10 protein-coding genes and 1 pseudogene are annotated in these 13,529 nt (G+C 73.5%); 7 read left to right on the forward strand and 4 right to left on the reverse strand.

The genetic code is table 11. The annotated features are described in order from the left end of the window. Genes nirB through ACXJKF_RS07085 form a run of 3 tightly spaced genes read left to right on the forward strand, consistent with a single transcriptional unit; the run spans position 1 to position 4,710 of the window. Positions 1 to 2,505: a nitrite reductase large subunit NirB gene (gene nirB, locus ACXJKF_RS07075; RefSeq protein WP_456787022.1), complete on the forward strand. Its 2,505-nt coding sequence runs from the start codon at positions 1 to 3 to the stop codon at positions 2,503 to 2,505. Continuing rightward, positions 2,502 to 2,855 carry a Rieske (2Fe-2S) protein gene (locus tag ACXJKF_RS07080; RefSeq protein WP_456787023.1) on the forward strand — a complete coding sequence of 118 codons (354 nt, stop codon included), beginning with the start codon at positions 2,502 to 2,504 and terminating at the stop codon, positions 2,853 to 2,855. Before nirB ends, ACXJKF_RS07080 begins: the two co-directional genes overlap by 4 nt. Before the next feature lie 13 nt (positions 2,856 to 2,868). Beyond that, positions 2,869 to 4,710: a phospho-sugar mutase gene (locus ACXJKF_RS07085; RefSeq protein ID WP_456787024.1), complete on the forward strand. Its 1,842-nt coding sequence runs from the start codon at positions 2,869 to 2,871 to the stop codon at positions 4,708 to 4,710. On the opposite strand, the gene ACXJKF_RS07090 is transcribed toward ACXJKF_RS07085, so the two are convergent. Beyond that, on the reverse strand, positions 4,707 to 7,022 hold the full coding sequence (locus ACXJKF_RS07090; protein WP_456787025.1) for a DUF6055 domain-containing protein: 2,316 nt from the start codon (positions 7,020 to 7,022) through the stop codon (positions 4,707 to 4,709). The two genes, ACXJKF_RS07085 and ACXJKF_RS07090, sit on opposite strands and share 4 nt — an antisense overlap. A 223-nt stretch (positions 7,023 to 7,245) precedes the next feature. Here ACXJKF_RS07090 and ACXJKF_RS07095 point away from each other — a divergent pair, with 223 nt between their 5' ends. From ACXJKF_RS07095 to ACXJKF_RS07110, 4 genes are read left to right on the forward strand one after another with little or no spacing between them, the layout of a single operon-like run. After that, on the forward strand, positions 7,246 to 8,214 hold the full coding sequence (locus ACXJKF_RS07095) for a sugar-binding transcriptional regulator (protein WP_456787026.1): 969 nt from the start codon (positions 7,246 to 7,248) through the stop codon (positions 8,212 to 8,214). Next, positions 8,211 to 9,215 carry a deoxyribose-phosphate aldolase gene (gene deoC / locus ACXJKF_RS07100; protein WP_456787027.1) on the forward strand — a complete coding sequence of 335 codons (1,005 nt, stop codon included), beginning with the start codon at positions 8,211 to 8,213 and terminating at the stop codon, positions 9,213 to 9,215. The genes ACXJKF_RS07095 and deoC overlap by 4 nt, the downstream gene beginning before the upstream one ends. Positions 9,216 to 9,226: 11 nt before the next feature. Then, complete coding sequence (locus ACXJKF_RS07105) at positions 9,227 to 10,726, forward strand: aldehyde dehydrogenase family protein (protein ID WP_456787028.1); 1,500 nt, start codon at positions 9,227 to 9,229, stop codon at positions 10,724 to 10,726. Next, entirely contained in the window at positions 10,723 to 11,583 is an 861-nt protein-coding gene (locus ACXJKF_RS07110) for an aldehyde dehydrogenase family protein (RefSeq protein WP_456787029.1), read from the forward strand. Before ACXJKF_RS07105 ends, ACXJKF_RS07110 begins: the two co-directional genes overlap by 4 nt. A 54-nt stretch (positions 11,584 to 11,637) precedes the next feature. Here the strand turns inward: ACXJKF_RS07110 and ACXJKF_RS07115 are convergent, their stop codons facing one another. From ACXJKF_RS07115 to ACXJKF_RS07125, 3 genes and pseudogenes are all read right to left on the reverse strand, one after another. Further along, positions 11,638 to 12,798 (reverse strand): adenosine deaminase, encoded by a 1,161-nt coding sequence (locus tag ACXJKF_RS07115; RefSeq protein WP_456787030.1) that lies wholly within the window; start codon positions 12,796 to 12,798, stop codon positions 11,638 to 11,640. 37 nt (positions 12,799 to 12,835) lie between these two features. Further along, positions 12,836 to 13,057, reverse strand: coding sequence for a hypothetical protein (locus ACXJKF_RS07120; RefSeq protein WP_456787031.1), 222 nt, complete (start codon positions 13,055 to 13,057; stop codon positions 12,836 to 12,838). A 40-nt stretch (positions 13,058 to 13,097) separates the two neighbouring features. Beyond that, positions 13,098 to 13,529: pseudogene (locus ACXJKF_RS07125) on the reverse strand (thymidine phosphorylase); the annotation flags it as partial.

Raw genomic sequence — 13,529 nt, forward strand, 5'->3', positions numbered from 1 at the left:
GTGGCGCGCCGGGCCCGCGACGGCGACGGGCGACGCGACCTCGTCGTCGTCGGCAACGGCATGGCGGGTGCGCGCACGGTCGAGGAGATCCTCGAGCGCGGGGGTGCCGAGCAGTTCCGGATCACGATGTTCGGCGAGGAGCCGTACGGCAACTACAACCGGATCATGCTGTCCAACGTCCTGGCCGGGCTGGAGAGCGAGGAGGCGATCTTCCTCAACTCGATGGCCTGGTACGACGAGAACGCGATCACGCTGCACGCGGGCGTGCGGGTGGGTCGCATCGACCGGCACGCGCGCACGGTGCGCGCCACCGACGGCAGCCGCACGCCCTACGACGCGCTCGTGATCGCGACCGGCAGCAGCGCGTTCGTCCCGGACATCCCGGGGATGCGCACGGTCGGGCGCGGCTTCCACCAGGGCGTGTTCCGGTTCCGCACGCTGGACGACACGCGCGCCATGATCCGGTACGCCCGCACCCACAAGCGGGCCGTGGTCATCGGCGGCGGCCTGCTCGGGCTGGAGGCGGCGCGCGGGCTGCAGACCCACGGCGTCGACGTCACCGTGGTGCACGGTCCCGGGCACCTCATGAACCAGCAGCTCGACGCCGCGGGCGGGTACGTGCTGCGGCGCGGCGTCGAGACGCTCGGGATCGCGGTCGTGACGTCCGCGCGCACCGTCGGGGTGCTCGGCGACACGGAGATCACGGGCGTGCAGCTCGCCGACGGCCGCGTGCTGCCGTGCGACATGGTCGTGGTGGCCGCGGGCATCCGGGCCAACTCCTCGGTTGCCGCGACGAGCGGGTTCCTGGTCGAGCGCGGCATCGTCGTCGACGACCAGATGCGCGCGCTCGACGACCAGGGCACGCCCGACCCCGCGGTGTTCGCCGTCGGCGAGTGCGTGCAGCACCGCGACCAGGTGTACGGCCTCGTCGCGCCGCTGTGGGAGCAGGCCCGGGTGCTCGCCGACGTGCTCACCGGCACCGACCCGTCGGCGCAGTACCACGGCTCCCGCACCGCGACGAAGCTCAAGGTCGCGGGCATCGACGTCGCGTCGATGGGTGTCACGGCGCCCGAGCGTCCCGACGACGACCACATCATCGTCTCCGAGCCGCGCCGCGGGCTGTACAAGAGCGTGGTGGTCCGGGACGACCGGCTCATCGGCGCGACGCTCGTCGGGGACCTCGAGAAGGTCGCACCCCTGATCCAGGCGTTCGACCAGGGCTCGCCGCTGCCCGAGGACCGGATCGCGCTGCTGTTCGACCTGGGCACCGCGCCGGCCGCGGTGGGCGTCGCGGAGCTGCCCGACGAGACCACGGTCTGCAACTGCAACGGCGTCAGCAAGGGCACGATCGCGGCGTGCGTGCGCGGCGGCGTCGCCTCGGTGGCCGGCGTCATGGACGCGACGCGCGCCGGCAAGGGCTGCGGGTCGTGCAAGTCGCTCGTCGCGCAGGTCGTCGAGTGGGCCGCCGACGGCGACCTCGTGGTCGACGAGTCCGCGTCCTGGTACGTGCCCGGGGTCCCCTACGCCAAGGCCGAGCTCGTGGCGCTCGTCCGCGAGCAGGAGCTGCGCTCGGTGTCGGCCGTGTTCGCCGCCCTCGCGCCCGGCGGGGTCGAGGACGCACGCTCGAAGATGGGGCTGACGTCGCTGCTGCGCACGATCTGGGGCGCCGACGTCGTCGACGAGCGCGACGGCCGCTTCATCAACGACCGCGTGCACGCCAACATCCAGCGTGACGGGACGTTCTCCGTCGTCCCGCAGATGAAGGGCGGAGTGACCTCCGCCGACCAGCTGCGCCGCATCGCCGATGTGGCCGACAAGCACCGCATCCCGATGATCAAGCTCACGGGCGGGCAGCGCATCGACCTGCTGGGCGTGCGCAAGGAGGACCTGCCGACGGTGTGGGCGGACCTCGACATGCCGTCCGGCTACGCGTACGGGAAGTCGTTCCGGACCGTCAAGACGTGCGTCGGCAGCGACTTCTGCCGGTTCGGCCTCGGCGACTCCACGGCGCTGGGCATCGCCATCGAGACCCGGTACCAGGGCCTGGAGAGCCCGGCGAAGCTCAAGCTCGCCGTCACGGGCTGCCCGCGCAACTGCGCCGAGGCCTACGTCAAGGACATCGGGGTCGTGGCCGTCGACGGCGGGCGCTGGGAGATCTACGTCGGTGGCGCGGCCGGGGCGCACATCCGCAAGGGCGACCTGCTCACCACGGTCGACACCCCCGAGGAGGTCACCACCCTGACCGGCCGGTTCATCCAGTACTACCGCGAGACGGCGAACTGGCTGGAGCGGACCTACGCGTGGGTGCCGCGCCTCGGGATCGAGCACGTCCGGGCGGTCGTCGTCGACGACGCGGAGGGCATAGCGGCAGCGCTCGACGCCGCCGTGCAGGCCTCCGTGGACGCCTATCGGGACCCCTGGAAGGAGCGCGACGACCCGGCCGAGCCCGGCCAGTTCCGCACCGCGCTGCCCCTGACCGTCCTGCCGCAGGTGCCGGTCCGATGAGCACGGTCGAGCTGGGCGTGGCCCACGTGCTGGGGCCGCTGTCCGAGATCCCCGCCGGCGAGGGCCGCGCGTACGCGGTCGCGGACCGCCAGGTGGCCGTCTTCCGGCTCCGCGACGGCACCGTCCGGGCGCTCGACGCCGTGTGCCCGCACCGCGGAGGGCCCCTCGCCGACGGGCAGACCGACGCCGACGTCGTCGTGTGCCCGCTGCACGCGCACGTGTTCGACCTGAGCACCGGCGCGTGCCGGTCGGGGCAGGACGACGTGGCGACCTACGCGGTGCGTGTGGAGGAGGGCCGGGTGGTCGTGGTCGTGCCGGGCACGTCGGGGAGCGCTGACCCGAGCGGCTGAGTACGTTGGCCCCATGACCGGCGACGACGCATGGGCAGGCCTCGAGGCGCAGGTACAGACGTGGATCGAGGACGACCCGGACCCGCAGACGGCCGACGAGCTGCGCGGCCTGCTGGACGTGGCCCGCGCCGCGCCGCCGACGATCGCGCCGGGGCGCGAGCCCGACCCGACGCAGCGCCAGGCGCTCGACGCCCGGACCGCCGCGCGCGACGAGCTCGCGGACCGCTTCACGGGCCTCCTGCAGTTCGGCACCGCGGGGCTGCGCGGACGGCTGGGCGGTGGCCCGCACCGGATGAACCGCGCGGTCGTCATCCGTGCCGCGTCGGGGCTGGCGGACTACCTGCTGGGCGAGCTGGACGGGGTGCAGCCGCGGCCGCGCGTGGTGATCGGGTACGACGCCCGGCACAAGTCCGTCGACTTCGCGCGCGACTCGGCGGCGGTCCTGACCGCGGTGGGCATCGAGGTGCTGGTCCTGCCGTCGCCCCTGCCCACCCCCGTCCTCGCGTTCGCGGTCCGCCACCTCGCCGCCGACGCCGGGATCATGGTCACCGCGTCGCACAACCCTCCGCAGGACAACGGCTACAAGGTCTACCTGGGCGGGCGCGTGGTCACCGACTCCGGCCAGGGCGCGCAGATCGTGCCTCCTGCCGACGCGGCGATCGCCGCCGAGATCGCGCACGTGCCGTCGGTCGCGTCCGTGCCGCGTGCCGCGAACGGGTGGACCGTGCTCGGGCCCGAGGTGCTCGACGCCTACGTGGCGTCGGTCGTCGCGCTGGCTCCCACCGACGACGCCACCCGCGCCGCCGCGAAGCGCCTGCGCATCGTCCTGACCCCGCTGCACGGCGTCGGCGGCGAGGTCGCCCGACGGGTGCTCGAGCAGGCCGGGTTCACCGACGTGCTCGTGGTGCCGGAGCAGGCGGAGCCGGACGGCGACTTCCCGAGCGTCGCGTTCCCCAACCCCGAGGAGCCGGGGGCGATCGACCTCGCGATCGGGCTGGCCAGCGACGAGGGCGCGGACCTCGTGATCGCCCTCGACCCCGACGCGGATCGCTGCGGCGTCGGGATCCAGGACCTGCGGCACCGCTCGTTCCGCGGGCCGGACACCGCGGAGGCCGAGGGCTGGCGCATCCTGCACGGTGACGAGACCGGGTCGCTCCTGGGCGCGAGCCTGGCGGGGAAGGCGCCGCAGAACGGGGCCGCGTTCGCCAGCTCGATCGTGTCCTCACGGCTGCTCGGCAAGATCGCCGCCGCCGGCGGCTACCGGCACGCGCAGACGCTGACGGGGTTCAAGTGGATCTCCCGCGTCGACGGTCTGGTGTTCGGCTACGAGGAGGCGCTCGGATACTGCGTCGACCCCGCGCACGTGCGCGACAAGGACGGCATCTCGGCGGCGCTGCTGGTCGCCGGTCTGGCGGCGCGGCTCAAGGCGGAGGGCCGCAGCGTCATCGACGCCCTCGACGACCTCGCCCGCGAGCACGGCCTGCACCTGACCGACCAGGTCTCCGCGCGGTTCGCCGACCTCGCGCAGATCGGCGAGACCGTCCACCGGGTCCGTAGCCGTCCGCCGTCGTCCCTGGGCGGGTCGCGCGTGACCGAGGTGGTCGACCTGGCCGCAGGGTCCGAGGACGACCGCGACGGGCTCCCGCCGACCGAGGGCCTGCGGCTGCTCACCTCGGACGGGACCCGCGTCATCGTGCGACCCAGCGGGACCGAGCCGAAGGTCAAGTGCTACCTCGAGGTCGTCGTCCCGCTCGACCCGGCCGCCGACCACCGTGCGGTCGGACGTGCCCGGCACGACGCCCGCACCCGGCTCGACGCGGTCGCGGCGGACGTGCGGGCGGCCCTGGGGATCTAGCGGGTCCGGCTGCAGCTGACCGCGGGGACCAGCGCGCCGGTGTCTGCCGGCCCTGTCTGGTGGAACCCGAACGTCGCGGTGGCGCCCTCGCGCAGGGTGCCGTTGTAGCTCATGTTCTCGGCGGTCGCGTTGGAGCCGCTCGACCCGATCCGGGCACTCCACTGGTTGGTGATCTGGACGCCCTGCGGGAGCGCCCAGGAGACGGCCCACCCGTCGACGCCGGTGCTGCCCGCGGTGACGACCACCTCCACCTGGAACCAGTTCTGCCCCTCCGAGGCCCACTGGTTCGTCACCGTGTAGGTCGCCGTGCACGCGCTCGCCGGGAGCGGCTCCGGGGGCTCGACACCACCCGCGGTGGGCGGCGGCACGACGACGGTCGGCTGCGGGGTCGGCGTCGAAGTCGGAGTCGGAGCGGGGGTGGGCGTGGGGGTCTCGGTCGGGGTCGACGGCTCGGGCGTCGGCTCCGCGGTCGGCGGGACGAGGGTGCTGAGCAGGAGGTCGGTCGCCGCGAACGGGGTGGGGGCCGGGAAGCGGTCGACGGGCTCCGGGCGGCCGTCGCACCAGCGCGCCGGGTCGAGCGTCGTGTAGCTCCCGGACGCGCACGTGAAGCCGACGACGGCATCTCCGGCCACCACCGTGCTGCCGCTCAGGTGCGCACCCGACCTGACGATGGCGACGTCCCGCACCACCGCGTCGCCCTCGACGACGGCACCGGCCTCGACCCACGCCCGGCCCTCGATGCGGGCGTTCCCGAGGACCTGCGCATCCCCGCGGACCACGGCGTCGGGGCCGACGTACGCGGTGGCGTCGACCGTCGCGGCGTCGTCCACGAACCCGCCGCCGTTGGGGTGCCAGTGACCGCCCATCGTGGCCGGGTCGGGCAGCTCGTCGGCCACGGTCGCACCCGACACCCGGAACTCGTACGCGTAGCGCGCAAGGTCGCCGTACGCGTCGCCGGCGCCGTGCTTGTGGTTCACCGTCGGGGTGCCCGCGACCACGAGGTACGCCTCGCTCTCCCCCGTGCGCAGCCGGAGCTGGACCTGCTCGTCGAGGCTCTCGGTGACGGGGCTGTACCGGGGGACGTCCCCGTTCATCGCGACGAACCCGAAGCTCAGCCCCGCGTCGGGGACGTCGTCGTGCCCCCGCACGCGCACGCGGATGTCCCGCACGCCGGGGTCGGGCTGGAGCCGCACGATCGTGAAGCCGTAGTCGGACGGGGCGAACGCGTCGAGCACCCGGTAGTGGCCGGGATCCCCCTCGACGGCCTCGACGGGTGTGGTCCGGTCCGCGAGCAGGACGGGGTCGAGCCGGTCCACCCCGGCGGCGATCGCGCTGCGGTCCATGAAGTCCCACGTCACGGTGCGCATGGCGTACTCCGCGACGCGGCGGTTGAGGTCCTCCTGGGTGAGGCCGGTCAGCCGCTTGTACGTGGTGAGCGGGTCCTCGCCGACCTCGGCCTCGCGCCACATGCTGCCGAGCAGCTGCTCGCCGTCGCGCTCGGCCAGGTACTGCAGCAGCAGCCAGCTGCCGTCGCCGAGGCGCGGGCTGGACCAGTGCAGCTGCGGGCTGCGCACCAGGTCCGCGGGGTTCCCGATCCCCCCGGGCGCGGCCACGGTGGCCAGGTACGCGGCGCTCGCGGCCCAGAACGTCGCGGCGTCGTTCGAGGCGAAGCCGCCGGGCGTATCGAGGACGGCGAAGCCCTGCACGACCTCGGCGAAGCCGCGGGCCAGCTCCCAGGACGGGTCGAACTCGGAGCCGCCGACGACGGTGGGCTCCCCCGTGACGGGCGCGGTCGCGGACTCGTGGCCGCGCGCGGTCAGCGACGGGACGTCCACGCGCAGCACACCGACCCCGTCGACCACGGCACCGGTGGCCCCGCGCCCGGACTCGGCCAGCCCTCCGCTCTCCGGGACGACCACCGTGCTCACGGGTGCACCCGGACCCGTCGACCAGGTCCCGTCGACGACGACCACGATCTTGTGCCGGCCGATCGCGCCGTCCTCGTCCACCACGTCGAGGTCGTGCACGTCGAGCGCGTACAGGGCGTCGAGCTGGGCGACGGCGCGGGCCGCGTCGAACCGCAGCTCGGCGGGCGCCCGCGTGGGGTCCGCGCCGGCCCGGTCGCCCCAGGCCAGGACCACGTCCTGTCCCTCGCGCACGTGGGCGTCCTGCCAGGGCTGCTCCCACGCGGCCGGCACCACGACGGCCTTTCCGGCCCGCAGGTTCCGCACGGCCGCGCCCGCGGCGAGCCCCGCGGCGAGGAACCCGAGGACGACGACGACGGCGATCCCGCTGCGTCCCCACCGTCCCATCCGTGCTGTCCCCTCGCCTGCCTCTCGCATGGTGCGCGCTCCGGCTCCGCCGGATGGCTGCCCCACTGTCGCCGACCGTCCCGAGGGAGTCAATCGCGAGCGCAACCACCAATCGGGTGATTCGGGTCCACGAGAGCCTCCGTGCTCATATGAGCAAAGATCGCAACGAGTGTTGCTACGCGTGCGGGCGGTGCCTACAGTGGACGGACGGGAGAGGAACCGCATGATCGAGTCGGACGAGCTGCTGTCCATCCGCGCCGCCGAGCTGTACTACGAGGAGGACAAGACCCAGGACGAGATCGGGTCGATCCTCGCGCTCACCCGCTGGAAGGTCGGACGGCTGCTGGCCCAGGCCAAGGCCAGCGGCTTCGTCCGGATCGAGATCGTGCACCCCCGCGCACGGCGGCTGCCCGTCGAGCGCCGGCTGCGCGAGACCTGCGGCCTGGCCGACGCGGTCGTGGTGTCCACCTCCGGTGTCGAGGACCAGGACGAGCTGCAGTCGCGCACCGCGCAGGCCGCCGCCGACTACCTCGCCACGCTGCGCCCGGTGCCGCGCACGCTCGGGATCAGCTGGGGACGCACGCTGGACGACGTCGCGCGGCACCTCGAGGACGATTGGGCGAGCGGCGTCGACGTCGTGCAGATCAACGGCGGCGTCAGCCTCAACCGGCGGGCCGGCACCGCGGCGTCGACCGCGGTCGCCATCGCGCAGAAGGCCGGCGGGCACGCCACGCTGCTGCCCAGCCCGGCGATCCTCGAACGGCTCGAGACCAAGCGCGCCATCGAGTCCGACCGCGCCGTCGCCGCGGTGCTCGGCCTGGCGGCCGGCGCCGACGCCTACCTGTTCAGCGCGGGCGCGGCAGACGCGAGCTCGGTGCTCGTCGACAGCGGCTACCTGACCTCCGACGACGTCGCGGGGCTCGTGCGCCGGGGCGCGGTCGGGGACGTCGTCGGGAGGTACGTCGACGCGGCCGGTGCGATCGTGGACGAGCGGCTCGACGAGCGGACCATCGGTCTCCCGCTGGAGAGCCTGCGCGCCGCAGGGCTCAGCATCGCGGTCATCGCCGGCGCAGCGAAGCACGCGGTCGCCGACGCGGTCGTCTCCAGCGGCCTCTGCACGGTGCTGGTCACCGACGAGGAGACCGCCACGCACCTCATCGAGAAGCACACGAACAGCGAGGACCCTTCATGACAGGCACCCAGATCGTCCCCGGGGAGCGCGCGATCGCGCTCCTGGGCGGCGAGGCGAACGACGCCAACCTGCGTCGCTACCTGCACGGCATCCCCGGCGTCGACGCCGTCGGGCTCGAGCAGCGGGCGGCCGGGCTCGGCACGCGCTCGATCAAGACCACCTCGAAGGCCTGGGCGCTGGACCGCATCATCGGGCTGATCGACCTGACGACGCTGGAAGGCGCGGACACACCTGGCAAGGTGCGCTCGCTCGTCGCCAAGGCGGTGACGCCCGACGCCGCGGACCCGTCGTGCCCGCGCGTCGCCGCGGTCTGCGTCTACGGCGACATGGTGCCGCACGCGGTCCAGGCGCTCGGCGCGGCGCACGGCGACCCCGACCAGGGCAAGATCGCCGTCGCCGCCGTCGCCACCGCGTTCCCGAGCGGCCGCTCCTCGCGGTCGATCAAGCTCGAGGACACCGCCGACGCGGTCGCCGCCGGCGCCGACGAGATCGACATGGTCATCGACCGCGGGGCGTTCCTGTCGGGCCGGTACGGCCAGGTCTACGACGAGATCGTCGCGGTCAAGGAGGCCTGCCGCCGCGCGGACGGCACCTACGCCCACCTCAAGGTCATCCTGGAGACGGGCGAGCTGAACACCTACGACAACGTCCGCCGCGCGTCGTGGCTGGGGATCCTGGCCGGTGGCGACTTCATCAAGACGTCCACCGGCAAGGTCGCCCCGGCCGCGACCCTCCCCGTCACCCTGCTCATGCTGGAGGTCGTGCGCGACTGGCACCGGCTCAGCGGCGAGAAGGTCGGCGTCAAGCCCGCCGGCGGCATCCGCGCCTCGAAGGACGCGATCAAGTACCTCGTGACGGTCGCCGAGACGGTCGGGGAGGAGTGGCTCACGCCGCACCTGTTCCGGTTCGGCGCCTCGAGCCTGCTCAACGACGTGCTGCTGCAGCGCCAGAAGATGACGACCGGGCACTACTCCGGCCCCGACTACGTGACGATCGACTGAAGGGCCCACAGATGTCATTCCTCGAGTACGCCCCGGCGCCCGAGTCGCAGGCGATCCTGAACCTGCGCGACTCCTACGGCCTCTTCATCGACGGCGAGTTCCGCGAGGGGCACGGCACCCCGTTCGCCTCGATCTCGCCCGCCACCGAGAAGCACATCGCGACCATCGCGCACGCCGACGCGTCCGACGTCGACGCCGCCGTCGCTGCCGCCCGCCGCGCCTACGACCGCACCTGGTCGCGCATGTCGGGCGCCGACCGCGGCAAGTACCTGTTCCGGATCGCGCGCCTGGTCCAGGAGCGCAGCCGCGAGCTCGCCGTGGCCGAGAGCCTGGACAACGGCAAGCCCATCAAGGAGAGCCGCGACGTCGACGTGCCGCTCGTGGCCGCCTGGTTCTTCTACTACGCGGGCTGGGCCGACAAGCTCGACCACGTCGGCCTCGGCGCCGCCCCGGCACCGCTCGGCGTGGCCGCGCAGGTCATCCCGTGGAACTTCCCGCTGCTCATGCTGGCGTGGAAGATCGCTCCCGCGCTCGCCGCCGGCAACACCGTCGTGCTCAAGCCGGCGGAGACCACGTCGCTGACCGCGCTGCTGTTCGCGGAGATCGTGCAGCAGGCCGACCTGCCGCCCGGGGTCGTCAACATCATCACGGGTGCCGGGGAGACCGGCGCCGCGCTCGTCGGCCACGGCGACGTCGACAAGGTGGCGTTCACCGGGTCGACGTCGGTCGGTCGCGCGATCGCGCGGTCGGTCGCCGGGACCAGCAAGAAGCTGACCCTCGAGCTGGGCGGCAAGGCGGCGAACATCGTGTTCGACGACGCGCCCATCGACCAGGCCATCGAGGGCATCGTCAACGGCATCTTCTTCAACCAGGGCCACGTCTGCTGCGCGGGCAGCCGCCTGCTGGTGCAGGAGTCGATCCACGACGAGGTCATCGACCGCCTCAAGACGCGCCTGTCGACCCTGCGCCTGGGCGACCCGCTGGACAAGAACACCGACATCGGCGCCATCAACAGCGCCGAGCAGCTGGAGCGGATCCGCGAGCTCAGCGACGTCGGCGAGGCGGAGGGCGCCGAGCGCTGGACCGCCGCGTGCACCATCCCGGAGAACGGGTTCTGGTTCGCGCCGACGATCTTCACCAACGTGTCCACCAGCCACCGGATCGCCCGCGAGGAGATCTTCGGGCCGGTGCTGAGCGTGCTCACCTTCCGCACGCCCGCCGAGGCCGTCGCCAAGGCGAACAACACCCCGTACGGCCTCTCGGCGGGCATCTGGACCGACAAGGGCAGCCGCATCCTCGCGGTGGCCGACAAGCTCCGCGCCGGCGTCGTGTGGGCCAACACCTTCAACCGGTTCGACCCGTCCAGCCCGTTCGGTGGCTACAAGGAGTCCGGCTACGGCCGCGAGGGTGGCCGCCACGGCATCGCCGCGTACCTGAAGACCGCCGCCCCCGCCGTGGCAGTCACGTCCGCACCAGCGCGCAAGACCGTCAGCAAGGGAGCCACCAAGTGACCCGCCTCGCCGTTCCCAAGACCTACAAGCTGTACATCGGCGGGGCGTTCCCGCGCAGCGAGTCGGGGCGCACCTACGAGATCGTGAGCGCGAAGGGCGCGTTCCTCGCCAACGCGGCCAAGGCGTCCCGCAAGGACGCCCGCGACGCGGTGGTCGCCGCTCGCGGTGCGGTCGGCGGCTGGTCGGGTGCCACAGCGTACAACCGCGGCCAGGTGCTCTACCGGATCGCCGAGCTCCTCGAGGGCCGCCGGGCGCAGTTCGTCGCCGAGATCGTCGACGCCGAGGGCGTGACCGCCGCGGTCGCGACCGCGCAGGTGGACACGGCCATCGACCGCTGGGTCTGGTACGCGGGCTGGACCGACAAGTACGCGCAGGTCGCCGGCAACGCCAACCCCGTCGCCGGGCCGTACTTCAACATCTCCGTCCCGGAGCCGACGGGCGTCGTCGCGATCATCGCTCCCCAGGACTCGTCGCTCCTCGGGCTGGTCTCCGCGGTCGCCCCCGCGCTCGTCTCCGGGAACACGGTCGTGGTCGTGGCCAGCGAGACGCTCCCGCTGTCGGCGATCAGCCTCGCGGAGGTCCTCGCGACGAGCGACGTGCCGAAGGGCGTCGTCAACGTCCTCACCGGCTCCCCCGCGGAGATCGCCCCGTGGCTGGCCAGCCACCAGGACGTCAACGCGCTCGACCTGGTCGGCGCCGGCGCCCTCGAGTGGGTCGACCTGCAGATCGCGGCGGCCGACACGCTCAAGCGCGTGCTGCCGCCGGAGAACGGCCCGGACGCGGCCGCCCCGTCGCTGGACCGCATCACGGCCTTCGTGGAGACCAAGACGGTCTGGCACACCAAGGGCCTGATCTAGACGGACGACGACGGCCCCCGCCCAGGTTCTGGGCGGGGGCCGTCGTCGTCGGTGCTACGCGCGGTGCCGGCCGCCCCGCGCCGACGCGTAGGCCGGGCGGATCACCTGGTCGATCAGGGCAGACCGCTCGTCGTGGTGCAGGAACGAGTGCGCTGCGGCGGTGACCGCCACGTCGCGCAGGTCGACCAGCTCCCAGCCGGCCTCCTCGACCAGCAGGGTCAGCTCGCGGGTCATCGACGTGCCCGACTGCAGGCGGTTGTCGGTGTTGACGGTGACGGCGAAGCCCAGGTTCCGCAGGCGCGTCACCGGGTGGGTGGCCACCGACTCGGCGGCGCCGGTCTGCACGTTGGACGACGGGCACAGCTCCAGCGGGATGCGCCGGTCGCGGACCCAGTGGGCGAGCGCGCCCAGCCTGTCGCCCAGCCCGTCGGTGGTGATGTCCTCGACGAGCCGCACGCCGTGCCCGATCCGGCAGGCGTGCGCGACGTGCACCGCCTCCGAGATGGACTCGACGCCGGCCGCCTCGCCCGCGTGCACGGTCGCCGGGAAGTCCGCCTCCGCGAGCGTGGTGAACGCGCTGGCGTGACGCGACGGCGGGAAGCCGTCCTCGGCACCGGCGATGTCGAAGCCGACCACGCCGTTGTCGCGGTTCTCCAGGGCGAGCGCGGCGATCTCGTCGCCGCGGTCCGCGTGCCGCATCGCGGTGATGAGGGTGCCGATCCGGATCGTGTGCCCCGCGGCGGCCGCTTCGGCGATGCCCTCGGCGAACCCGGCCTGCACGGCGTCGACCACCTGCTGGAGCGTCAGGCCCTGGGCGAGGTGCTGCTCGGGCGCGTACCGCTGCTCGGCGTAGACGACACCGTCGGCGGCCAGGTCGACCGCCGACTCGCGCGCCACCCGGCGCAGCCCGTTCTCGGTCTGCATCACGGCGACGGTGTGGTCGAACGTCTCGAGGTAGCGCTCGAGCGTCCCCGAGCTGGCGGCCTCGACGAACCAGCGCCCCAGCTCGTCCGGGTCCGTCGCGGGCAGCTCGTGGCCGATCTCGGCGGCGAGCTCGATGATCGTCGCGGGCCGCAGCCCGCCGTCGAGGTGGTCGTGCAGGACGACCTTGGGCAACGTGGGGATCAGGGCGACGAGCGCGGCGACGGGGTCGGGGGTGGCCTCGGACGGGTCGCTGGGGGCGTCAGCCACCGAGGGCTCGGAGGGGGAGGTCATGGGCTCACCGTACCGGGACGGAACCCCTCGAATGCGATCAGGTGTCAGCATCCTCATCGTCGGCGGGCACCTCGGTGTCCTGCTCGACCACATCCGCCTCGTCGGCACGGCCGTCGCGGTCCGCCCGCGCGAAACCCGGCTCGTACTCCTCCGGGTCGGCGGTGTCGTCTGCCTCGTCCGTCAGGCTCCGCGGACCGTCCGGGTCCACAGGAGCGAGTCCGGCGTCCTTCCAGGCGTCACTTCCGGGCACGGTGCTCATCCGTCCATCGTGCCCCCGTCCGCGCGACGCCGCGAGGTGATCAGGCGTCGATGCGGTCGATCACGAGGGGCCGCAGGGGCACGACCGTGCCCTCCGGCGCCACGACGACGGCGCCTGCCAGCGCGTCGAGCGCACGCCCGAACCGGTCCGGCGTGTCCGTGTGCAGCGTCATGAGCGGCTGCCCCGCCCGCACGGTGTCCCCCGGCTTGGCGTGCAGCTCGACGCCCGCACCGGCCTGCACCGGGTCCTCCTTGCGCGCGCGTCCGGCACCGAGCCGCCACGCGGCGATGCCGACGGCGTACGCGTCCAGCTCCGCGACCACGCCGTCGGTGTCCGCGAGCACCTGGGACGTCTCCCGGGCCACGGGCAGGGGTGCGTCCGGGTCACCGCCCTGGGCGGCGATCATCCGCTTCCACGCGTCCATCGCCCGACCGTCCCGCAGGGCCGCCTCGACGTCGTCGGCCGGGCGCCC

It is taken from the genome of Cellulomonas sp. P5_C5, from assembly GCF_054049655.1.

What these genes read in the sequence shown, in the direction of transcription:
- ACXJKF_RS07120 (WP_456787031.1), bottom strand. Translation starts at nt 13,057, where the DNA reads ATGAGCACCGTGCCCGGAAGTGACGCCTGGAAGGACGCCGGACTCGCT.
- ACXJKF_RS07095 (WP_456787026.1), top strand. Translation starts at nt 7,246, where the DNA reads ATGATCGAGTCGGACGAGCTGCTGTCCATCCGCGCCGCCGAGCTGTAC.
- ACXJKF_RS07090 (WP_456787025.1), bottom strand. Translation starts at nt 7,022, where the DNA reads ATGGGACGGTGGGGACGCAGCGGGATCGCCGTCGTCGTCGTCCTCGGG.
- ACXJKF_RS07080 (WP_456787023.1), top strand. Translation starts at nt 2,502, where the DNA reads ATGAGCACGGTCGAGCTGGGCGTGGCCCACGTGCTGGGGCCGCTGTCC.
- ACXJKF_RS07085 (WP_456787024.1), top strand. Translation starts at nt 2,869, where the DNA reads ATGACCGGCGACGACGCATGGGCAGGCCTCGAGGCGCAGGTACAGACG.
- ACXJKF_RS07115 (WP_456787030.1), bottom strand. Translation starts at nt 12,798, where the DNA reads ATGACCTCCCCCTCCGAGCCCTCGGTGGCTGACGCCCCCAGCGACCCG.
- ACXJKF_RS07105 (WP_456787028.1), top strand. Translation starts at nt 9,227, where the DNA reads ATGTCATTCCTCGAGTACGCCCCGGCGCCCGAGTCGCAGGCGATCCTG.
- deoC (WP_456787027.1), top strand. Translation starts at nt 8,211, where the DNA reads ATGACAGGCACCCAGATCGTCCCCGGGGAGCGCGCGATCGCGCTCCTG.